We start from the raw sequence: 20375 nt of genomic DNA on the forward strand, positions 1-20375 counted from the left end.
TATTTATTTTTCGTTATTGAAATGAGATTTTGCAAAGATGAGAAGAAAAGTCCCTAGAAGTGTGAGCAGACTATAAATAAATCCCCATAATGTGAGGGGAAGACCAAAAAGATAGTCTGGTGTGTCACACGGCTTTGCCGGCAAGTCAGGTAAATCCTTGATAAGATTGAGATGCGTATGGGTGTAAAGACTTGTCTGTGCAGAGCAAGAAGCAAAAGGGCTTTCCCACCAGCCTTGTTCAACACCAATATGTAGAAAGCCTAATCCCAGAGAGGCAACAAGCGTTAAGCATCCAAGTGTGACAAAAAATGGAAAGCCACGATCCTTGAAAAAAAGAATAAGTAAACCGGTAAGGCTTAAAACAATCCAAGGTTTTCGTTCCAGATAGCAGAGCTCGCAAGGGACAAGGTAGAGGACATGCTGTAGAAATTGCGCCGTCCCAAAGGCAAAAATCCCTGCAAGAAGAAAGAAAATCCCTAAAAAGAAAGGGGAAGATAAGGGCTTGAAAGAAAATGTCATGTGGCGGCGTTTGCGTTCGTTGCTGAAGGCGCTCCAATTGGATTTAAAGTTCCCTCTGAAGCGGTGGCACTACGATCTTTTGACTTTTCGTGGTGGTGATGTTTGTGTTTTTTCTTCTTTTTAGATGTGTCTTCTGCCGGATTTGAAGCAAAAGGAAGATCAGTGGCCTTAGCTGGCGGTAAGGTGAGATTTCCAGGTGGCGGTGTCCCCGGTGTCAAAGTCGCCTGTTCTGTAGGGTCAGTAGGGGGTGCGACAGAATTTGTTATAGGCGCAGAAGTGTCCTGAAGAGGTGTTGTCACAGGTTTTGAGGAAACGAGAGGGGAAAGCTTGGGTGCTACTGGTTCTCCTGTGCAGCGGACAGCCTGAATACTATATAAGGGGCTGGGATAAATATTGACAGCAGGTTCTGCGGCCAAGAACCATCCTTCGAATTGCCGTTGCAAAGGCACTTCACCATCTTCATTCGTCTTGAGTGGAATTTCTGAGAGTCCTAATCGGATCGCCGTATCAGCCGGAAGACCAGCCGGTTTCTGATTGCAGGCGTAAAGCCGTAAGGTGAGGCGATGGAAAGTAACCGTTGTACCGACTGGGATTTCAAGTTCTTTGGTTTCAGAAGTCACACGATCTAAGATGCGGATTTCACCGATAGAGCGCCCTTCCCAGCTAGTGGCAGGATAGATCAAAGGTGCCGGAAGTAATGCCGGTGGTGTTTCCGGCGTGGCACGCATAGGCAATGTTGGTGTCGTTGGCGTAGCTGGTGCAGGCGGGGATGTCGTTTCTTTATTTTGTGTCTCAGTGGTGCTTGTGGGGAGCGGAGAGGCAGCAGGAATGGAGGGTGATTGTCCCGAACCTTGAGGCAAAACAGAAGATGATGGCGTTGTGTCTTGTGTTTGTGCAATGGCTGGCGTGTTTAAGAAAAGCGTAAGAAGGCCAAAACCGGCAGCAAGATAAAGGAGAAGCTTTTTCATTGCTTCGTTCATATTTTCTTTAGAAACGCCCATAGCCAGACCATCCTCAAAAACATCTTGTGTCATTTGAGTCAGTTCCATTTCATTCTCATGGAGAAGGCGAAGCTTTTCGCTGCATTCCAGCTTATCACCGTTTTCATCTCGCCAAGTGAAGTTTGGGGGTATATTCGACATATTTCAAAGCTTTTAAGAATGTTTTGAAGGGGGGGGCGCAGAATCTTTTTCACCGGCGGAAAAGACAAACTTACTAATGAGTTCTTCAAGGCTAACTGTACCTTGGGTATCTGAAATGACTTGATGCGGCTGTAGAATTTTTGTTTCTGCGCCTGGGGTTAAGGCAATATATTTGCCGCCCAAAAGAGAATCCGACGTGATAATGGCATTTGAATCAATGGGCAGTAAGATTTCTTTTTGCAAGGAAAAATCCGCATGTGCTTGCCATGTTTTCGGATCAATGAAAATTTTTTGAACAGTTCCAACTTTTACGCCTGCTAGACGAATATCAGAGCCTATCTCTAATCCATCAACCCGTGGGAAAACGGCTGAGAGCGAATAATGTCTCAGAGAGCGGTGGTGAAAAGAAGAAAAAGCCGTAAAAGCAATCAGACCGGCAATTAAAATGAGTAAAAATCCTGTCACAATTTCCCAAAAATTTTGTGTGGTTTTCGTAACTGGGAAAAAAGACATGATAAAAAACTGATCCTCCGAGGGTAGAGAGTACTATTCGGGGTAAAATTAACAGAAAAAAATCATCCTGACACTATCTATAATTATCCCCTAAAATCTTTCAGAGGTGATCTGTAGAATAAATGCTGCATTCTGAAGAGAGGGGTTGAGCTCTCTTAAAGATACGCTATTAAAGGAGCCTGTGTCTTTTTCTAGGGATGTTCTTCCCTCTGGGAATCGAGATATTTATTTTAATCCGTGGGGATGGGGTAACAACAGGGTTATGGCAGGAAAAAGATCTTCTTTCACATCTATTTGGCAACGTAATGGCCAAGAAAACTGCTGGGCAGGGGTCCAGATGCGTACCTTAGAGGTGGAGGATAGTTTTGATGAGGAAAGAGAAGCACGGAAAGTTATTTTCCCGGCGATCTGGCCTGATAGTGCAAGCTATGGCTTGGAACAGCTTGCCAGCGCTCCTGCGGGTACCGTGCGTTTGCAATCGGAATCTGCTTGGTGGCTAAATTTGATGGCACCACCTTTGGAGGGCGATTCTGACGCTGCTCTGGGAGATGGGTTTGTTGGGCTGTTGCTTTTAAGGCAAATGTCTCCTTCATTATCTTTATGGAAAAAAGACCTTTCTCAGTCACCCGCTTTTATTGTGCGCTTAAGTGCTTTTGTCGAAGAAGGTATTTTTCAAGCATCTCACTTTCTCGCTTGTTTGGAAATGGCTGCAAAAGGGCTGAAAAAAGCAGTTGAAAGTCGTACAAATCTTTCAATGCCGCTTCTCCCGATCTTTCAAGATGATGCAATAGATCTGTTTGAAACAGGGGGAAAAAAATCATCTGAAAATGCTTTGGAAGAAAAAGCAGTCTCTTTTGAGGCTTCCTTTCTCCTTACGGATTTGGATTCAGCCCTGGCTGAAATGGGATTGGAATACGATTCCAATGCAGGGCGCTATGCGGCGCAAGGTATTGTTGCCTTAGCAAAATTGGCGGCTTATGCAGGGGAGGAGAATTTTGCAGCGTTGGTTGGCACAGATTCTCTCGTACCTTTGGAGTCCCCACCGGAAATGCGGCACGCTGGTTTTGAGTTCTGCACAAGAATTTCACAGAATTTTCAAAAAAAACAACAGCAGATCTCTGAGACATCTTTAAAAAAATCTTTTAGAATTAAGGTTGGTTTTTCCTCTCAAAGTCCTGTTGAAAGTCTTCTTGGTGTGGAAGCATGTGGTTTGGCACCGATCTTTTCCCCTTTGGATGAGGCGGGAAAAATTAGGCACTCTTTTACGTCACGCCTATTGCGTAAAGGGTTAACGCCGGAAACAGCCTTAGCCTTAACAATGGCTGGAGAGAGAAATTTTACGATGCCTGGTAATGCGGCGCATCTGAAAATGCGGGAAGCCGTGGCAGAAATTGGTTGTGTTTTACCGCCAATTCCAAATTTTGAGACATGTGAAGTCAAAGCAAAGCTTGAAAGGGGCACACGTCGTTTGGTGCCGGCGCGTAAAAAAAGTTTAAGCGAGCATGTACTTTTAGATAATCGGGATCTTTTTTTTCAAGTTGGAGAATTTGAGGATGGTGCCCCTGCGGAATTGGAATTCCATATGCTCAAAGAATCTCCCCTTGCTAAAGGTTTAATGGCGTGCTTTGGGCAGGCTGTAAGCCTTGGTCTGCAATATGGCGTGCCGCTGGAAGCCTATGTTGAGCAATTTAAATATAGCGAGTTCCCACCCTTTGGCGAAATAGAGGGAGGGCGTAATATCAAACATGCAACCTCAATTTTAGATTATATTTTCCGTTCTTTGGCAGAATTATATTTAGGAAAAGTGATTCCCGACCATGAGGGGGCTGCAGGGACGGCAAAATTTTCACGTCCACGAAAAACAGCCTCTGAGAGTCTTTCTCTTCCTTTTAAAGAGGCAAGGCGCACAGGGACAGAAGGCTGAAATGGCAGAAGAAAAAGATCCCTTTTCTTTTGCGGAAAGAATTGCCCGTTTAGAGGCAAGAAAACAGAGAAAAGTACCTTTTGTACAATTAGAGTCCAAAGAATTCTTGGAAAAAAAAGAAGAAGGTGCTAAATCAAATTTATCCTCTGGACTAGGCCTTGCATTTCATCTTGCAAGCGATCTTATCGCTGGCCTCGCTGTAGGGGGTACCATAGGATATATAATAGATTATTGCCTCAGCTACCGTGCTATTTTCCTCATCATTTTTGTGTTTTTAGGATTTGCTGCTGGCTTGGTAAATATGTGGCGCTCGCTGAGTCGGGCAGGTTTTTCGCCGTTAGATTGATTCTAAAGGGCGCTAATAAGTAAAGGGAAGGGCAAGATGGCAGGTCAATCCAAAATTGACGTGATGGATGGATTTAGACTTCATCCCGAATTTGGTCAGGTAGGTGAAAAGCTTGGAATTTCTCAAGCGCCTTTGTTTATGCTGGCTGGCGCGATCTTGGTTTGCGTTTTCTTCTGGATTGCGATGCGCAATAAGGCGATGATTCCTTCTCGCCTTCAGACCTCCGCTGAATTTGCTTACATTTTTGTGCGTGATATGGTCGAAGCCAATATGGGAGCGCGTGGCAAGTTTTTCTTCCCATTCGTCTTTACATTATTCTTCTTTGTTCTTGCAGGGAATTATATTGGTCTTTTGCCATATTCTTATACTTATACAAGTCATTTGGCCGTAACATTGGCGCTTGCAATGACTGTTTTTATTATGGCATTGCTGGTCTCTCTCTTTTATCAAGGTTTTGGGTTTTTTAAGCATTTTATGCCTGCGGGTGTTTCAATGTGGCTTTCCCCGATCTTGATTCCGATTGAGATTTTATCTTGGCTATCGCGTCCAATTAGTCTTTCTGTCCGTTTGTTTGCAAATATGGTTGCGGGACATGTGTTGATGGAAGTCTTTGCTTTGGGCACGGTGATGCTCATGGGATTCGGTATTGTCGGTTATGCGTTTGGTATTATCCCCATCATTTTAAATATGGCTTTGATTGGTCTGGAACTATTGGTGGGCGGATTGCAAGCATATATCTTTGCCTTGTTGACATGCATTTATCTCGGTGAAGCTGTTGGTGAGGGATCTCATTAACTTTAATATAAAGTTGCTGATTTTTGTGACCCGGTATTGTTTTTAAAAACGGGTTTTTATTAGAGAAAGAGGAAAAAAAAATGGTTCAAGATACAGTTCAGCTTGCTGTTGCTTTAACTGAAGTTGCCCATAAATGCGGTGCTGGTTTAGCCGTTATCGCTCTTGCAGGTTCTGGTGTCGGTATTGGTAGCATTTTTGCGTCACTTGTTACGGCAGTCGCACGTAACCCAGCATCACGTGCACAGGTTTTCGGTCTTGCAATGCTTGGCTTTGCATTAACAGAAGCTATTGCATTGTTTGCTTTGTTAATTGCTTTCATCATCCTGTTCGTTTAATCGATAGATTTTTTTTACGAATAGACTACTGGAGCGGGAGAGCGATGCGTAGTAAAATTTCTTCCCTTTGTGCTGGCAGAGGGGCAAAAATCCTTTTTGTCGCTGGAGGCGTTGCTTTTCCGGCTCTGAGTCATGCTGAGGGGATGCCGCAGCTAGAACTGGGAAACTGGCTTGTTCAGGCGCAAGTTTTTTGGGGTGCAGGAATCTTTTTCCTTTTTATGTTGGCGTTAAGATATTCTGTTATGCCGCATATCGAAAAAATCCTTGCCGAACGTGAAGCACGTATTGAGGCTGATCTCGCTTATGCAAAGCAGGCTCAAATAGAAGCTGAAAATCTCAAAGCAGATATTGAGGCCGAGATTCAGGCTTCTCGATTAAAAATTCAAAAAAATATGCAGGATATAGCCGATCAAAATCGTCAGAGATTTAAGGTGCAAGAAGCTGAGCTTCGTCAGCAGATGCAGGCAAAAATGCTTGTTGAAGTTGGAGAAATGGAGCTTTCGGTACAAGAGGCAAAAAAAGATTTGCATAAAATCTTTGAACCTGTTGCGGAATTTATTGTTGGGCGTTGCCTAAGCGGAAGCAAGTCGCTAGATGCGCAAAATTCACCAGAGAAGCTAGAAGCGCGGAATTTTTTACTGCGTGAACATGCTCAAAAATATCACGCTTAAAATAGCAATAAAGTAAGGAGCACTCTCTCTAATGTTTATATTTGCTGATCCACGGACTTGGGTGGGTGTCGCTTTCATTGTCTTCTTCCTCATTTTTGGTCGTAAACTTTGGAATGCTCTTAAAGAGCAACTTGATGCGAAAAGAAATGCGATCCGTTCTGATTTTGAAGAGGCAGCTTCCCTACGTGAAGAAGCAGAGAAATTAATGCTTCAAGCAAAAGAAGAGCGTAAACAAGCAGAAGATGATGCGGCTGCGATGATCGTAAAATCAAAGCTCGAAGCTGAATTTCTAGAAAGAGAAGCACAAAAACGTCTAAAAGAGGAGGCCGATAGCTACCTCAAAAGAACGGAAATTCAGATCGAAGCAATGAAACAAGCTGCAAAAGATTCTCTACGACAAGAGGTTCTTGAGACAGCGATTAAAATTGCCTCTGAAGTTCTTGAAAAAGATTTAGAGAATAATAAAGATCTACGTGAGAGGATGACAGAAAATTCTCTTTCTCGTCTCTCTGAGATGGCGCACGTTTCTTAAATCTTGTTGAAAAATTCTGAAAAACCTCATTTAGCACTTGTTATTCCAGTGTTAAATGAGGCTAAAAATATTCTTCCTGTTTTTAAAGAAATTTCAGATTTCAAGAACTTATTCCCACCCTTTGAAATTTTAGTGGTGGATGATGGAAGCCAAGATGAGAGTTTGGCCTTCTTACAGGAAGCGCGTCGGCGTTATAAACTTCCGATGCGAATTTTTAAACATCCTATTCCTTTAGGAAAATCAGCCGCTTTATATACTGCGATTTCACAGGCAGAGGCCTTCTGGATTGCAACAATGGATGCAGATGGCCAGGATAATCCTCTTTTTATTCCTGAATTTTTGAAGCAGGCAGAGATACTTTTAAAGAAAGGTCTCTCTCCGATGATTGTTGGGGAGCGGATAAAGCGCCGTGATTATTTTTCACGACGTCTGGCAACTAAAATCGCCAATAAGATACGTTCAACGCTTTTAAAAGATAATTGTTCAGATACGGCAGCACCGATAAAGGTTTTTTCTAAAAGCTTTTTTTTATCTTTGCCGCAATTTGAGGGATTGCATCGTTTTTTGCCGGCTTTTATGAAGATGAAAAAAGGGCATGTTGAGATGATGCCGGTTATTCATCGCCCACGCCTTCATGGAAAGTCGAAATATACGAATATTTCGAGAGCTTTTTTAGGTTTTTTTGATCTTTTAGGTGTTTATTGGTTTTTGAAAAGAAATCGAAATAATCGCTTTTTTAAAGAATATTAAAGATGCAAAAGCCCATTCTTTTTTATGTTGCTGTTATTGGGGCTTTGATCGCTTTTTGCCTTGCTTTGCCAGCACGTCAGACACTTGCGCCCTTTGATCGGGATGAGGCCCGTTATATGCAGGCCAGTCGTCAAATGGATCAAACAAATGATTTTATTCAAATTTATTTCCAGGATACGCCTAGGAATCATCAGCCTGCGGGGCTGTATTGGCTTGAGGTTGCAGCCCTTAAAATAGATAAAAAAATTTATGGTAATAAGATCATTAGCGCCCCTTTTGTCTATCGTTTACCGGCTTTATTTGCGGCAGCATTGATCGGTGGTTTGACAGCTTTTATCGGGGCGTTTCTTTTTTCGCCATGGATTGGGATTTCTGCGACCATCTTATTGAGCAGTACGGTTCTTTTTAGTGTTGAAAGCCGTTTGGCAACTCCTGATCCTTGCTTGTTAGCTTTTATCATGGCGATGATGTCTTTGTTGGTTTTAATTCTGCGTCAGCAGGAAAGAGGCGAGAAGACATCTTTTTTATACGCTTTAGGCTATTGGGGGATAATGGGCGGAGGTCTTTTAATAAAAGGGCCAATTATTCTTCTCCCCGCTTTTCTTACGCCTCTCGCACTTTCTCTTACAGGGAATGGGAAAGAGCTTTGGAAGCGATTATCCTTATGGGGAATTATTTTCTCTCTTTTACTTGCGCTGCCTTGGTACCTTGCTATTTATTTGAAAACAGATGGACAGTTTTTTGCCTATGCCCTCAAGCATAATTTCTTTGGAAAGATTGTTGGGGCGCAGGAAACGCATGGCTTTCCTCCTGGTTATTATCTTGTTACTTTTTTGCTGGCTTTTTGGCCGGGAAGTTATCTTTTTGTAAAATCTTTTCCAGAAGTTTGGAAAGCACGCTTTACATGGCAGGTTCGTTTTCTTTTATGCTGGATCATTCCTTTTTGGCTTATTTTTGAATGTGTGCCAACAAAATTACCGCATTATATCTTGCCCATTTATCCAGCAATAGCGATTCTAACATCTGCTTTTTTCTTTAAGGAATCCGCTTTTAAAGAAAAATATTTTAAAATCTCTGTAAATTGTTATGGGATTTTATGGGGTTTTTTAAGCCTATCATTGCCGATAGGGGTTGTTTTGCTCTTAAAGAAAGATCATGCGCCTATTTCGTTGATATTGTGGGGTATCATCGTCTTTTCTCTTTTGAGCATGATAGGCGCCATTTTTTATCTATTAAAAGATAAAAATCTCACAGGTTTTGTCTTACTTCTTTTTTCGGCACTCTCCCTTGAAATGGGTATTTATTTGTGTGCATTGCCTGTCTTTTCAATTTTCCACCTTTCTGAAAAGACGGCAAGAATTTTTGAAATGCAGAAACCTTGCGCGCAAAGCCGTCTTATTTCGATTTCTTATAAAGAGCCAAGTCTTGTTTTTTTAGTCGGTGGAGAGCGTACTATTCTTTCAGGAAAATTAAAGGCGCTTTCTCTTTTAAAAGCAGAAAATAGCTGTGATATTCTCTTGTTAGATTGGAAAAGAGAAGGGGATTTTTTAGATTTGGCTTCTCAAAATCATCTTTCTCTACAGAATGTGGCACAGCTTCAAGGGCAGAATTATTCAAATGGCCATTATCTAGATTTAAGATTTTATAAAAAAAGCCCCTAAAAAGGGGCTTTTTATGGCTTAAAAGTTTAAACATTAATGGAAAAGACTTTTGAGACTATTGAGCGTTTCTTGGTTATTCTCTTTGAGACTTTTGATTGTCTCTTTATTTTGCTCTGCCAGCTGTTTTAACTGATTTTTATTCTGGCTGAGAATATTTTGAAGCTGTTGCTGCTGCTGTGACTTCGAATTATTTAAAGCTTCCCGCTGAGATTCTTCTTTTTGACGTAGTGTTTCAATCTGTTGCTTGAATTTATTCTGCTGTTGTTGCGGCAGAGACGTATATTTCTTTTTCAGGTCGTTCAGACGGTTGATTTGCGCCTGCTGATCCTGCTGCATTTTCATTGCACGATCCGCATAGGCTTGTTTTTCAGCATTGATACTATCTTGTAATTGTTTTTGCTTATCGAGAGAGGCATTTGCAAGCTGGTTTTGTTTGTCCTGAATGTTTTTTAAAGCTTCTGCTTGTTTTTGATTATAGTCCGTTAGACGATTTTGAAGGGCTTGGTTTAAACATTCTTGCTGCTGTAACTGCCTACTTGCGAGTGTATCCGCACTTCCATTTGCAAGCGGACAAGCTGTTTCTGCATAAGCAGCAGAGGTGCCAAAAGTTAAAAGTGCAAAACCTGTTAAGAGAGAAAAACGTAAATTCATGTTGTATTTCCTTATTTAATGAAGATTTGATTTGTGCGTCTTCTGATTGGGGAGAAGAGCAGGAATGAAGAGAAGGGTACAAAGCAATGTTGCCCCAAGTGAAAAGAGAAGAAGCCGTCCCATAGAAGCTGTTCCTGGATGAGCCGATAAGGCCAAAGATCCAAAAGCGCAACCGGTGGTTAAAGCAGAGAATAAGACAGCTCGTGCTGTTGGAGAGCTTAAAGGATCTATTTGTCCAGCCCGCCAATTCATTACAAAATAGATATTAAAGGAGACGCCAACGCCAAGAAGGAGAGGCAATGCAATCACATTGGCGTAATTGAGTGGTTCAGGAATGGAAACATCAATAATAACGGTCAAAAGGGCAGATAAGATCAAGGGTGCCAATACGAGGCAGACATCTAAGAGTCTTCTTAAATTGATAAAGAGAATGATAAAAATCATTCCAAGCGCAGCCAAGGCGGCAGTAATAAAGGCTGTGACAATCGTATGTGCACTTTCCGTAATCTCAAGAGCGGGGCCTGCAATATTAGGATTAACCGCTTTCACTTGTTCTACAAAACGCCGCAAGATGGACGCATCAGACATATGGCCTTTTGGGTGTATGATGAGGAGGTAACGGCCATCTGGAGAGACATATTCACGGCGTAAATCATCTGGAATATCCGATAGATGCGTGATTTTTGGCTGTAAAATCCGTTCCAATTTTGTCAGTTGTGGCGTGAGGTAAGAGGTAAGCGCTTTATTCGTTTTTAATAAAACCTCATCAGATGATTGGCTGAGAAGATTCATGGATTCATTTAGTTTTAATAAAGGTCCGGAAAGTTTATCTTTAACTTTATTAAGTTCGTCTGCAGCTTGTTGTGCTGCCTTGCGAAGCTCGGCGGCTGTTGGAGCCGGTTCTGGATCATGGATGCTTTCCAATGTTGGCAAAAGAAGATCAGAGCTGTCCTCAATCATTGCCATTTTCGCTTTTTGATGCTCAGGAACCAGCGCACCGAGCCACAAAACATCATGGATCGTGGAATTTTTATCTTTTGCAAGGGCGCTGAAGGCTTTTGCCTCATGGGAGGCAGTCTGGATATTCGGGACGGGTACCTGCGCATTATAGGGCGTTGTGAAAGGGTTTTCCTCAAGAATATGAAGCACTTTCATGCCTTCTGTATTCGGATTTTTTGTATGAAGAGGGTCTGAATCAAATTTTAGGAAGTAGAGAAGTCCAATCCCTAAAAGGGCAATAAAAGCAAAAACACCTAAAATAATGCTACGATATTTTCGAATTTTATGATCAACAGGATGCATAAAGGCAAAGCCTGTTTCTGCTTTGTCAGGATGAGCCTTAAAAATAACAAGAAGGGCAGGAAGTAAAGCCAGCGTGCAAATAAAGGCGATTAACATGCCAACACCTGCAATGATACCAAGCTGGGCAACGCCAACGAAACTGGTAAAGGTAAAGGCTAAAAAACCGGCTGCCGTGGCGAGTGCGGCAACGAGGATTTGAATGCCGCATTCTTTGGAGGTTTGTACAATGGCCTCCGGTGTTCTCATTTCTCTTTGACTGCGGAAGCGGACGCTATATTGAATGGCAAAATCAACAGCGATACCAACAAAAAGAACGGCAAAAGCAACAGAAATAAGATTTAAGGTGCCAACGCTAATGGCCGCAAAACCTGTTGTTAAAATCAGACCAAAAATCAGCGTGATGAGAACAGGGAAGACAATTCTTGGGGATTTAACAGCCAAAAAGAGCCAAAGAGAAACAAGAACAATGGATAAAACAAGACTTAATGTCATCCCATCGGCAACGGTTGAGAATTCTTCGTCATTGATTTTAGCCTCTCCCGTAATGAGAAGATTAACACGCCCATCTTTGGCAAGTTTGAGCTCATTAAAAGCCGTCCGCATCGCAGTGGTAGAGGCTTCTGAGGGTTGGAGAGAGTTAAAATCACGCTTTGGGTGTGTTAGGACAAATTCAGGGCCAGCAGCTAAGCTATCAAGGTCTGATAAAAGAAGTTTCTGCCAAGAAAGCGGGGCATATTCTCCTTTTGTATTTTTTGAAAGTGCATCTGCTAAGCCATTGAGCGGTTTATTAAAGTCCGTTGGGATATTTTCGCCTGTCTCAATCCCTTTCCCCATGAGGGTAAAGGCTCCAAAAAGTCCACGTGCAGAGGGATCTGCGGCAAGCGTTCCGAGAAAAGCCTGCGAAGAAACGAGTGAGTCTAAAAGAGATTGTAATTGCGGCTCTTCTAAAAAGAGTAACGCACGGTCGAGATAATAGGGATTAGCATTGGGAAGGCTGACGGCAGAAAAATGCGTTTTATCTTTTTCCAGCCTATCTGCAAGCTGTTTTGCAGCATCTTGCGCCTCTTCAGGGGTTTTCCCACGTATAACAGCAACCAATGTGCCTTTTTCACCTGGAAAAAGATGTTCCACCTCTGAGATTTTTTGCTTCCATTGCAAAGAATCTGAAAAAAGACGATCCGTTTCGGTTGTAATTCCAAGATGCTTTGTTGTGTAGGCACAGGATAGGATTGCCAAGAGCGTAAAGATCCCAAAAGTTTTCCACGCATGTTTCTGACAAAGATGACCGAGGCGGGTAAGGATCGAAGTGAGAGAAAAACGCATAAAAACCTCTTGGGATAGAACCGAATAAATCGTTTTTGAAGGCTATAATGGCATTGGATCTATGGGGGGCGGAACAGGCGTATTCCACTCTGACATTTCCCAATCGCCTTTAAGCCATTCCTCTCTCAAATAGGAGGCCGTTTCAGCAAGATTTTGAGAAATAATCGCACGACGAATTTGTTGCATCAAGCGTTGATAATATGCCAAATTATGCAGAGTCAAGAACATTGCGCCAAGCATTTCTTGGCATTTAAAAAGATGATGAAGATAGGCCCGAGAGACATTTTTGAGTGGCCCCTCTTCATAAGGTGTAAGAGGGCGAGGGTCTTCTGCAAAGCGTGCATTTCGGAGATTGATATAGCCTCGCTCCGTATAGGCTCTAGCAGTTCTACCTGCACGTGAAGGCATGACACAATCAAACATATCAATACCACGCTCAATCGCCCCAAGCATATCTTGCGGCGTTCCAACACCCATTAGGTAGCGTGGTGCCTCTGTCGGTAAAAAAGGCAAGGTATAATCAAGGGTTGAAAACATCAGTTCCTGAGGTTCACCAACAGCAAGGCCGCCGACAGCATAACCTTCAAAACCAATTTTTTTCAGCCCTTCGGCCGAGCGTTCTCTGAGGTCTTTTTCCGTACCCCCCTGAACAATTCCAAATTGCCCATATCCGGGACGTTTTTTGAAAGCATCACGGGACCTTTGTGCCCATCGGAGAGAGCATTCCATTGAGCTCTCCAGACGTGCTTTGGTAGCGGGAAGGGCTGGACATTCATCCAAGACCATTGAAATATCCGCATCAAGCATAAATTGAATATCGGTCGAGCGTTCAGGGCTTAGAAAATGACGGGAACCGTCAATATGAGATTGAAAAGTAACGCCTTCCTCTTTGACTTTTGCAAGTTTTCCGAGAGACATGACCTGAAATCCGCCTGAATCTGTTAAAATAGGGCCAGCCCAGTTCATCATCTGATGCAAGCCGCCTAGCTTTTGGACGCGTTCCGGGGTTGGGCGCAACATTAAGTGGTAAACATTTCCAAGAATAATGCCAGCGCCTGTTGAGCGTAGCATTGCAGGAGTCATACCTTTGACGGTTGCGCAGGTGCCAACAGGCATAAAGATAGGGGTTGGCACCTTGCCGTGGGCAGTATGGAGCCAGCCAGCGCGGGCTTTACCATCTTGTTTTTCAGAAACCCATTGAAATTTATCGCAAGGTGTAAAATCAGGCCATGGTGGTGTGTTATTTTTTAAAGTCATTGTGATTACTTATTTTTTTCTAAGAGGCAAAGATCCCCATAGGAGTAAAAGCGCAGGTTATTTTTAATGGCATATTGATAGGCATGACGCATTTTTTCTGTTCCTGCAAAAGCACATACCAGCATAAATAAGGTTGAGCGTGGCAGGTGAAAATTGGTTAAGAGCGCATCTGCGGCATGAAATTCACAGCCGGGACGTAGAAAAATAGCCGTTTCGCCAGTCCAAGGCTGGATTTTACCTGTTTTTGTTGCCGCACTTTCCAGAAGGCGTAAAGAGGTCGTGCCAACGGGGATAATACGTGCCCCTTTTGAGCGTGCTTGATTGATTTTATCAGCACTTTCTTTTGAAATTTCACCCCATTCAGGATGCATGACATGCTCATCTGGAGAGTCGTGCACAGGAAGAAAAGTACCTGCGCCGACATGTAACGTCACAAAAGTCCAGTCAATTCCAATGGCTTTAAGCGTCTCTAATAAGCTATCTGTAAAATGCAGGCTTGCGGTTGGTGCTGCAACGGCCCCTTCTTTTTTTGCAAAAACGGTTTGGTAGTTTTGCTCATCTTCCAGCGTAGGGCCTTGAGGACGTTCAATATAAGGCGGCAGGGCGAGCTTGCCGACACGGCAAAGAAAATTATGAAAATCTGTTCCGGAAACAGAAAAAATAATTTCCGCTACCCCCTGATCAATGTCGGAAATTTTTGCGCTGACAGGATCCGGTTTTCCTTCGGGGAGAGTTGCTCCATATTTATTGCCAGCGATCGCAGGGAAAAAAGAGAGCGTATCTTCTTTTTTAAGACGTTTTGCATTACGAACCAATACACGCCAAGCCCCATTGGGAAGAGGGCGATCTAGCGTAAGTTCGACATGAGCCGTCTGTTCATTTCGGGTGCGCCATGCTTGTATTTTCGCGGGAATGACCTTGGTGTCGTTAAAGACGAGCAGATCCCCTTTTTTTAAAAGCTTTGGCAAATCCCTGACAAAATGAAGATCTGGTGATTGTGTGTCATTTTGAGAGGAGAGGACATGAAGCAATCTTCCACTTTCACGTGGTGAAGCAGGATTTAAGGCAATCTGCTCACTAGGAAGGTGGAAGTCAAATACTTGCATGGGGTCCATAAGATAAGATCCCGTTTTTAGCTGGTGGTACCTGATTTATTCGTTGTATCGTAACCCCCAACTTGCTTTCTCATGGCTAAGATAAGTTGCTTCACTTCGCCATTATGGTTTCCAAGGAAAGCACGATAATCGTTTCTCTGGGTAATACGAATGCTCATACCTTCTGTATAGACATCCACAATTTTTGGAGGTTCCCCATTTGTGACAACAGAGAGCTTAATGGGCTCACCGCTTGGACGTGTGACAAGGGCATCCACTTTTTCACCAAGCGGCAATGTCGTACTACTGAGAACATTGATGCTGATATTTTGAAAATTTTCCACTTGGGTTGTGATGGCATGCATGAGAACTTTACGGAAAAGTTCAAGATATTCTTTTTGCTCTTCTTCCGTTGCCTGTTTCCAGTAGTGGCCAAGGCAATATTGTCCGATGGCCGGGATATCAACATTTTTGCTGATAAGTGGTAAAATTTCTCGGCGTTTTTCGGTCAAAGTAATCGGGGCATTGATAATGGTTGCAATTTGCGCACCAAAATCAGTAACAAAGGCCCGTCCACTTTGGGCGGCATCTTGTGCCTGGGCATGAGGGGCATTTACCACAGTAAGAAAGCTTCCCGTTGCAAGCGCAGCGCTGAGAGGAAGAGATCTTAGGAAACGGCTCAAAGACATAAGGCTGGGAACTTTCGAGAAACTTTTATGTTGGATAGGTTTAGAAAGATTAAGCTGATCCAAACTCTCATCAAGAGAATTTTCAGAAAAACGGATAATTTTCAAGAGATTAGGTTTATTTTAAAATAAGATAAAATAGAGCGTTTGGCAAAGATATTTTCGATAAAGCGGAAAAGCCGACAAAGTGGGATTTAGTAATACCAGCTTGGCGGAGTTGAGCGCTTATCTTTTTTAAGGGCATCAATTTGTCCTTGCCGGTTCTGCTGCCATGCGCTTCGCAAAAAGGCATAAGGATCAAGGCTTTGATGCTCCAGCTGTTCCAGCTGATCCGAAGCAGACGCAAACATGTTGAAAGTGCCGAGGACGTTATATCCCCAGTCAAATTGAATCAGACCGTAACCGCTTGGCACATAGTTAATCGGGGTGAGGGCTTGTCCAACAGCATAACCGATGGCATCACGAAAGTTACTTGGGCCAATGCCGGGAAGAAAGAGATAAGGTCCTGGATCAATATCCCAGAGCGCAAAAACCATACCCGGATCTGTTGGCTCTTCTTTATAGCCTGCAAATTTAGCAATATCGAAAAAACCCGCAATTCCAAAACTCATATTAATGGCAAAACGCATAAAAGAATTACCCGCACGATAAGGTTTTCCTGCCCCCGCACTGGAGAAAAAAACCATTGGCTCACGCCATGTTTCTTCGAGGGTGGAGATAGAATCCCGAACAGGTTTAGGAATATATTTTTTCCATAATTGTCCCAGAGGACGCAGGGCTTTGTGATAAACCCACATATTTAATGCAAAAAGATCACGGTTCAGAGGTTCTAGAGGGTCATTTGCCTCATTATATTCTTCAAGCTCATCCGGATCTGTTGGTGGGGGCTTGATAAATTTATCACTGCTGCATCCTGTTAAAATACCTAGAATAAGTGCAAGAGAGATGACTTTTTTGGACAGTGCGCGCTGCTTTTTGAAAGAAGGGCGAGCCAAGGCTAATTTTTTAAGAAAAGAGGACAATCCTTAAGCACTTTGCATTTTAAAAGGGAAGAGAGCAGATCATTTTTATTTAAAAATAGAAAAAAAATCTGAAAGAATAAAGGTTTAATAAATTTATCTCTTTGAAGACGGGTTCTTTTCGTTTCATCTTCTGTTTTTCCGTTATATATCTTAGGCAGTTGGAAACGCTTTTATGACATAAGCGCATGGAGAAACCCTTTATATGCAGTTCTCAAAGATTTTTTACACCGCATCATCGGCTTTTGCTGTTGGTATCATTTCATGCGGCTTTCTGTCGCTTATCCCTGTATCCGCTCTTGCAAAGGCCAAGGTGCCGGCAGCAGTGCAGCAGGAGAATGGCCCTAAGATTAAATTGGAAAATTGGGGAAAAACACAAAAAGGCAAATCGGTTCAGCGGATTATTTTGTCTAATCAGCATGGGGTTACAGCGAGAATTTTGACCTATGGTGCAACCCTTCAGTCGCTTGATATTCCAGATGCAAAAGGAAAATCGGCCAATGTTGTCCTCGGCTTTAAAGATCTAAAAGGCTATGAGGCGACTGGCCCCTCTCCACGGACTTATTTCGGTGCAACGATCGGACGTGTTGCGAACCGTATTCCAAATGGGACATTTAGTCTTGATGGGCAAACTTATAATGTTCCAACCAATGCCGGTGATAATGCCATTCATGGTGGCAATGTCGGCTTGGATCAAAAGGTTTGGAAAATTCTTGATAAGGGACAAAATGCAAAGGGCGCTTGGGTTAAGCTAGGCTGTGTAAGTCCAAGTGGCGATCAGGGGTTCCCCGGTGCCGTTAATATTGAAGCAACTTATTTCTTAGGGGCGGAGAATGCGCTGACGTTGGAATATAAGGCGACAACAGATAAAAAAACACCTCTTAGTATGACAAACCATACTTATTGGAATCTTAATGGGGAAGGGTCAGGCTCCATAGCATCGGAAACTTTACAGGTTTTTGCAGATCGCTATACGCCAACAGATATTTCCCTTATCCCAACAGGGCATATTTTACCTGTTGAGGGCAGTGTCTTTGATTATCGTAAGCCAATTTTGTTGCGCGAGCGTTTAAATTTATCAGAAAATCAAATGCTATGGCATCACGGCTTAGATGAGAATTTTGTTTTAAATGGTGCCTATGGCGAGGAGCCACGTCCTGCCGCTATTTTAGCAGATCCACGCTCAGGCCGTGCCTTAAGAATTTCGACAACGGAGCCGGGAATTATTGCTTATACAGGGAATTCTTTGGATGGTGGCTATGTCGGCACATCTGGGAAAACTTACCGTCAAACAGATGGAATTGCTCTTGAATCAGGTGGTTTCCCCGATTCTCTGCACCATCCGAACTTCCCCTCTATCATTATTACGCCAGCAGACGCTTATCATGCGACAACCGTCTGGGAATTTGGCGTTATTGATAATGGAAAATAAAAGAAGTGGGATGACCTTAAGGGGTCATCCTTCTCCTTTTCCAAGGGATTGCTTGGCGATCATTTTTCGCAGGGCAGGAATTTTCTTAAAGAGGCCAAGCGTTGCCTGACGTCCTGCTCTGAGAATAGGATTTGAGCTACTAAAAGAGCGCTCCATTAAATCGCAAGAGGCGAGCAACGCCATATTATAGGGGCGTGTTTTGCGTTGATATGTTTTGAGAATTTTATCAGAACCGAGATCCTCCCCTCTGGAAAAGGCCTCTGTTAAAATCTTTTTGAGAACAGAGACATCCCTAAATCCTAAATTCATTCCCTGACCCGCAACGGGATGAAGGCCATGTGCGCTATCACCGATAAGCGCAAGCCTCGATGCGATATATTTATGCGCATATTGAGAGCACAGCGGATATGTCCAGCGTGGGCCAATATTGGAAATTTCCCCCAGCTCTTTTTCAAGTTTGGGACGAAGCAGATTTAAAAAAGATTTTTCTGGAAGGCTTTTTAGGCGTGCGATCCATTCTGGAGTATCTGTCCAGACAATTGCGGAACAATGCGGATGATTTTCCATGCCTTGGAGGGGAAGACGTGCGAAAGGACCTTCAGGTAAGAAATTTTCTAAGGCACTCCCTTGATGCGCATGTTCGTGAGCAATTAAAGTGACAAGCGCATCTTTATGATAGGGGATGATTGTGAGGTCAATGCCGACCTGTTCACGTAACTGTGATTTTCTACCATCTGCGGCAATGACTAAAGCGGCTGTAAAGTTTTCTATCTCTACAGCATCTTCTTTTTGGGCGGAGATATATACTTTCTCTTGTGATGTTTTAAAGTCGAATTTTGCCGTATAGGGAGAGAGGACGGTCAAATTAGGGCAAGTTTTTAGGGCGTGTGTAATGGCCGGTAAAAGATCAGCGGCCTCCACCATCCAGCCAAAAGGTTCTTTTTTTGGGAGGTCACTTGGAAGAAAAGAAAAGCCTTCCATATTTTTTAGCCAAGAGAAAGCAGGTTTGAAGCAATCTTTGACATGAATGATATTGATGGCTTGCGGAAGATTGGAAAAATTTTCCCAAATTTTTGTTTTTTCTAAAAGCGGACGAATGCGGGCATTGAGGGCATAGGCTCTGCCATCTTGAGCAAGAATTCTGTTCAGCGGAAGTTTGCGCCGCTCCAACATTAGAACCTTGAGGCCTTTTTGGGCGAGAGAAATGCCGAGAACAGCCCCAATAGGGCCAGCGCCATTGATGCAAATATCAAAATGTGTCGTTGGTTCCGAAGCAGTGAAGTTTTGTACCATTAGAAATCTTTCATTGGATTTTGTTTACTAGGGTAGGTTTCTCCGCTCCAGATCCACCAATTTTGAGGTGTATTAGGGGAAGAACGTAAAATCTTCCCAGCCTTCATGGCATCGTCTTTTGTCTTAAAAAGAGCAAAGCACGTAGCGCCAGAGCCACTCATTCTTGCAATTTGGCAAGCAGGAAGCGTCTTGAGCTGAGAAAGAAGTTTTTGAATTTCTGGTACCAGTCGGATGGCTGGCAACTGTAAATCATTGCGTGTTTGGTTGAGAAAAGAAAATAAGCTTTCTGCGTTTTCCCATCCATTCGTAGGGAATTCAGGAAAAATTACCCGTTGAAGCTTTTCAATCTTTAATTTTTTAAAAATTGCAGGTGTGCTGACTTTAATGCGAGGATTAACCAGTAGAATTCCAAGTTCTGGAAAATTTGAAATTTTTGTTAGAATTTCACCAATACCCTGCATTCTTTTTGGCATTGAATCTATCGTGACAGGTCCGTCAGCGCCTAGTTTAAGGGCGAGTGCCCTATAATCTGCTTCTTTCAGATGGGGGATTGGATAAAATTGGCGGAGTAAGTTTAGGGTGGCGGAGGCATCTGCGCTACCGCCGCCAATACCGGCTGCAACGGGAAGATTTTTTTCAAGGAAACAGTTAAAGAAGGGCAGAGAGATATTTTGTTCTTGAGCGGCTTCTCGCCAAATGCGACAGGCTTTCAGGACGGAGTTTGAAGAAATGTTTTTTTCAGCGTTAAGAATATCTGCAAAATCGCCGGAAATATGAAGAGAATCATGCCTTTTTGTTGGATTTTCCTCAAGGGAAATATTGTCCCCGTATTTCGCAAAAACGGTTAGGCTATCAAGTTCATGATAGCCATCCTTCCGCCGAGCTGTGACATGGAGAAAGAAATTAATTTTCGCAGGGGCAATGGAGTGAAGCGAAGAAATGCTGAAAAACCTTTCATCAATGATTTAAGTTGGCGGAACGTAAAGGATCTTCTGAAAAAGAATAACTTTTTCTTAAATGATTCTATGTATTATATGCTTATAATTTGATTTTATGAAAAAAGAATTAACGTTTTTGAGACTTTCTTCCTTAAAAGAAAGGGCGTTTACGGAGATTTTTGGAAGGTTCAG

General features: G+C 42.9%; 20 protein-coding genes. 9 read left to right on the plus strand and 11 right to left on the minus strand.

Annotated features, from left to right (window positions below; genetic code table 11):
- Positions 1-3: 3 nt before the first annotated feature.
- Genes FAI41_08050 through FAI41_08060 form a run of 3 tightly spaced genes read right to left on the minus strand, consistent with a single transcriptional unit; the run spans position 4 to position 2174 of the window.
- Entirely contained in the window at positions 4-519 is a 516-nt protein-coding gene (locus FAI41_08050; protein QCE33532.1) for a disulfide bond formation protein B, read from the minus strand.
- Positions 516-1661, minus strand: coding sequence for a DUF2155 domain-containing protein (locus tag FAI41_08055; protein QCE33533.1), 1146 nt, complete (start codon positions 1659-1661; stop codon positions 516-518). Before FAI41_08055 ends, FAI41_08050 begins: the two co-directional genes overlap by 4 nt.
- Before the next feature lie 12 nt (positions 1662-1673).
- Positions 1674-2174 (minus strand): outer membrane lipid asymmetry maintenance protein MlaD, encoded by a 501-nt coding sequence (locus FAI41_08060; protein QCE33534.1) that lies wholly within the window; start codon positions 2172-2174, stop codon positions 1674-1676.
- Positions 2175-2355: 181 nt separating this feature from the next.
- Here FAI41_08060 and FAI41_08065 point away from each other — a divergent pair, with 181 nt between their 5' ends.
- The 8 genes from FAI41_08065 to FAI41_08100 all read left to right on the plus strand — a co-directional run bounded on the left by FAI41_08065 (position 2356) and on the right by FAI41_08100 (position 9188).
- Positions 2356-4098, plus strand: a complete 1743-nt coding sequence (locus FAI41_08065) for a hypothetical protein (protein QCE33535.1) — start codon at positions 2356-2358, stop codon at positions 4096-4098.
- Entirely contained in the window at positions 3992-4444 is a 453-nt protein-coding gene (locus tag FAI41_08070; protein ID QCE33536.1) for a hypothetical protein, read from the plus strand. The genes FAI41_08065 and FAI41_08070 overlap by 107 nt, the downstream gene beginning before the upstream one ends.
- A 36-nt stretch (positions 4445-4480) precedes the next feature.
- Positions 4481-5239, plus strand: a complete 759-nt coding sequence (locus FAI41_08075; GenBank protein QCE33537.1) for a F0F1 ATP synthase subunit A — start codon at positions 4481-4483, stop codon at positions 5237-5239.
- A gap of 80 nt (positions 5240-5319) precedes the next feature.
- Entirely contained in the window at positions 5320-5574 is a 255-nt protein-coding gene (locus tag FAI41_08080; protein QCE33538.1) for a F0F1 ATP synthase subunit C, read from the plus strand.
- A 44-nt stretch (positions 5575-5618) separates the two neighbouring features.
- The gene (locus FAI41_08085; GenBank protein QCE33539.1) at positions 5619-6245 is read left to right on the plus strand and encodes an ATP synthase F0 subunit B; all 627 of its coding nucleotides are present in this window, start codon (positions 5619-5621) and stop codon (positions 6243-6245) included.
- Positions 6246-6276: 31 nt separating this feature from the next.
- On the plus strand, positions 6277-6777 hold the full coding sequence (locus tag FAI41_08090; GenBank protein QCE33540.1) for an ATP synthase F0 subunit B: 501 nt from the start codon (positions 6277-6279) through the stop codon (positions 6775-6777).
- A complete protein-coding gene (locus FAI41_08095) occupies positions 6778-7527 on the plus strand; it encodes a glycosyltransferase family 2 protein (protein ID QCE33541.1) in 750 nt (249 codons plus the stop codon).
- A 2-nt stretch (positions 7528-7529) separates the two neighbouring features.
- Positions 7530-9188: a glycosyltransferase family 39 protein gene (locus FAI41_08100; protein QCE33542.1), complete on the plus strand. Its 1659-nt coding sequence runs from the start codon at positions 7530-7532 to the stop codon at positions 9186-9188.
- A gap of 33 nt (positions 9189-9221) precedes the next feature.
- Here FAI41_08100 and FAI41_08105 read toward each other — a convergent pair whose 3' ends face one another.
- The 6 genes from FAI41_08105 to FAI41_08130 form a co-directional block, all read right to left on the minus strand.
- The gene (locus FAI41_08105; GenBank protein QCE33543.1) at positions 9222-9839 is read right to left on the minus strand and encodes a hypothetical protein; all 618 of its coding nucleotides are present in this window, start codon (positions 9837-9839) and stop codon (positions 9222-9224) included.
- 15 nt (positions 9840-9854) lie between these two features.
- Positions 9855-12464: an RND transporter gene (locus FAI41_08110; GenBank protein ID QCE33544.1), complete on the minus strand. Its 2610-nt coding sequence runs from the start codon at positions 12462-12464 to the stop codon at positions 9855-9857.
- A gap of 42 nt (positions 12465-12506) precedes the next feature.
- Positions 12507-13721 carry a tRNA guanosine(34) transglycosylase Tgt gene (gene tgt, locus FAI41_08115; protein QCE33545.1) on the minus strand — a complete coding sequence of 405 codons (1215 nt, stop codon included), beginning with the start codon at positions 13719-13721 and terminating at the stop codon, positions 12507-12509.
- Between the two features lie 5 nt (positions 13722-13726).
- Complete coding sequence (queA, locus tag FAI41_08120; protein QCE33546.1) at positions 13727-14836, minus strand: tRNA preQ1(34) S-adenosylmethionine ribosyltransferase-isomerase QueA; 1110 nt, start codon at positions 14834-14836, stop codon at positions 13727-13729.
- Between the two features lie 17 nt (positions 14837-14853).
- Positions 14854-15609, minus strand: coding sequence for an ABC transporter substrate-binding protein (locus tag FAI41_08125; protein ID QCE33547.1), 756 nt, complete (start codon positions 15607-15609; stop codon positions 14854-14856).
- A gap of 86 nt (positions 15610-15695) precedes the next feature.
- On the minus strand, positions 15696-16496 hold the full coding sequence (locus FAI41_08130) for a VacJ family lipoprotein (GenBank protein QCE33828.1): 801 nt from the start codon (positions 16494-16496) through the stop codon (positions 15696-15698).
- 229 nt (positions 16497-16725) lie between these two features.
- On the opposite strand from FAI41_08130, the gene FAI41_08135 reads away from it, so the two are divergent.
- Positions 16726-17952: a galactose mutarotase gene (locus FAI41_08135; GenBank protein QCE33548.1), complete on the plus strand. Its 1227-nt coding sequence runs from the start codon at positions 16726-16728 to the stop codon at positions 17950-17952.
- Positions 17953-17976: 24 nt separating this feature from the next.
- Here the strand turns inward: FAI41_08135 and FAI41_08140 are convergent, their stop codons facing one another.
- Together FAI41_08140 and FAI41_08145 are read right to left on the minus strand one after the other, a co-directional pair.
- Positions 17977-19245, minus strand: a complete 1269-nt coding sequence (locus tag FAI41_08140) for a ubiquinone biosynthesis protein UbiH (GenBank protein ID QCE33549.1) — start codon at positions 19243-19245, stop codon at positions 17977-17979.
- Positions 19245-20210, minus strand: coding sequence for a 4-(cytidine 5'-diphospho)-2-C-methyl-D-erythritol kinase (locus FAI41_08145; protein ID QCE33550.1), 966 nt, complete (start codon positions 20208-20210; stop codon positions 19245-19247). The genes FAI41_08140 and FAI41_08145 overlap by 1 nt, the downstream gene beginning before the upstream one ends.
- Positions 20211-20375 lie beyond the last annotated feature (165 nt).

The sequence above is a fragment of the Acetobacteraceae bacterium genome, from assembly GCA_004843165.1.
Taxonomy (GTDB): domain Bacteria; phylum Pseudomonadota; class Alphaproteobacteria; order Acetobacterales; family Acetobacteraceae.

Coding starts and splice junctions, on each gene's coding strand:
- FAI41_08070 (QCE33536.1), top strand. CDS start 3,992: ATGAGGGGGCTGCAGGGACGGCAAAATTTTCACGTCCACGAAAAACAG.
- FAI41_08105 (QCE33543.1), bottom strand. CDS start 9,839: ATGAATTTACGTTTTTCTCTCTTAACAGGTTTTGCACTTTTAACTTTT.
- FAI41_08050 (QCE33532.1), bottom strand. CDS start 519: ATGACATTTTCTTTCAAGCCCTTATCTTCCCCTTTCTTTTTAGGGATT.
- FAI41_08060 (QCE33534.1), bottom strand. CDS start 2,174: ATGTCTTTTTTCCCAGTTACGAAAACCACACAAAATTTTTGGGAAATT.
- FAI41_08090 (QCE33540.1), top strand. CDS start 6,277: ATGTTTATATTTGCTGATCCACGGACTTGGGTGGGTGTCGCTTTCATT.
- queA (QCE33546.1), bottom strand. CDS start 14,836: ATGGACCCCATGCAAGTATTTGACTTCCACCTTCCTAGTGAGCAGATT.
- FAI41_08085 (QCE33539.1), top strand. CDS start 5,619: ATGCGTAGTAAAATTTCTTCCCTTTGTGCTGGCAGAGGGGCAAAAATC.
- FAI41_08135 (QCE33548.1), top strand. CDS start 16,726: ATGCAGTTCTCAAAGATTTTTTACACCGCATCATCGGCTTTTGCTGTT.
- FAI41_08075 (QCE33537.1), top strand. CDS start 4,481: ATGGCAGGTCAATCCAAAATTGACGTGATGGATGGATTTAGACTTCAT.
- FAI41_08055 (QCE33533.1), bottom strand. CDS start 1,661: ATGTCGAATATACCCCCAAACTTCACTTGGCGAGATGAAAACGGTGAT.
- tgt (QCE33545.1), bottom strand. CDS start 13,721: ATGACTTTAAAAAATAACACACCACCATGGCCTGATTTTACACCTTGC.
- FAI41_08100 (QCE33542.1), top strand. CDS start 7,530: ATGCAAAAGCCCATTCTTTTTTATGTTGCTGTTATTGGGGCTTTGATC.
- FAI41_08110 (QCE33544.1), bottom strand. CDS start 12,464: ATGCGTTTTTCTCTCACTTCGATCCTTACCCGCCTCGGTCATCTTTGT.
- FAI41_08140 (QCE33549.1), bottom strand. CDS start 19,245: ATGGTACAAAACTTCACTGCTTCGGAACCAACGACACATTTTGATATT.
- FAI41_08080 (QCE33538.1), top strand. CDS start 5,320: ATGGTTCAAGATACAGTTCAGCTTGCTGTTGCTTTAACTGAAGTTGCC.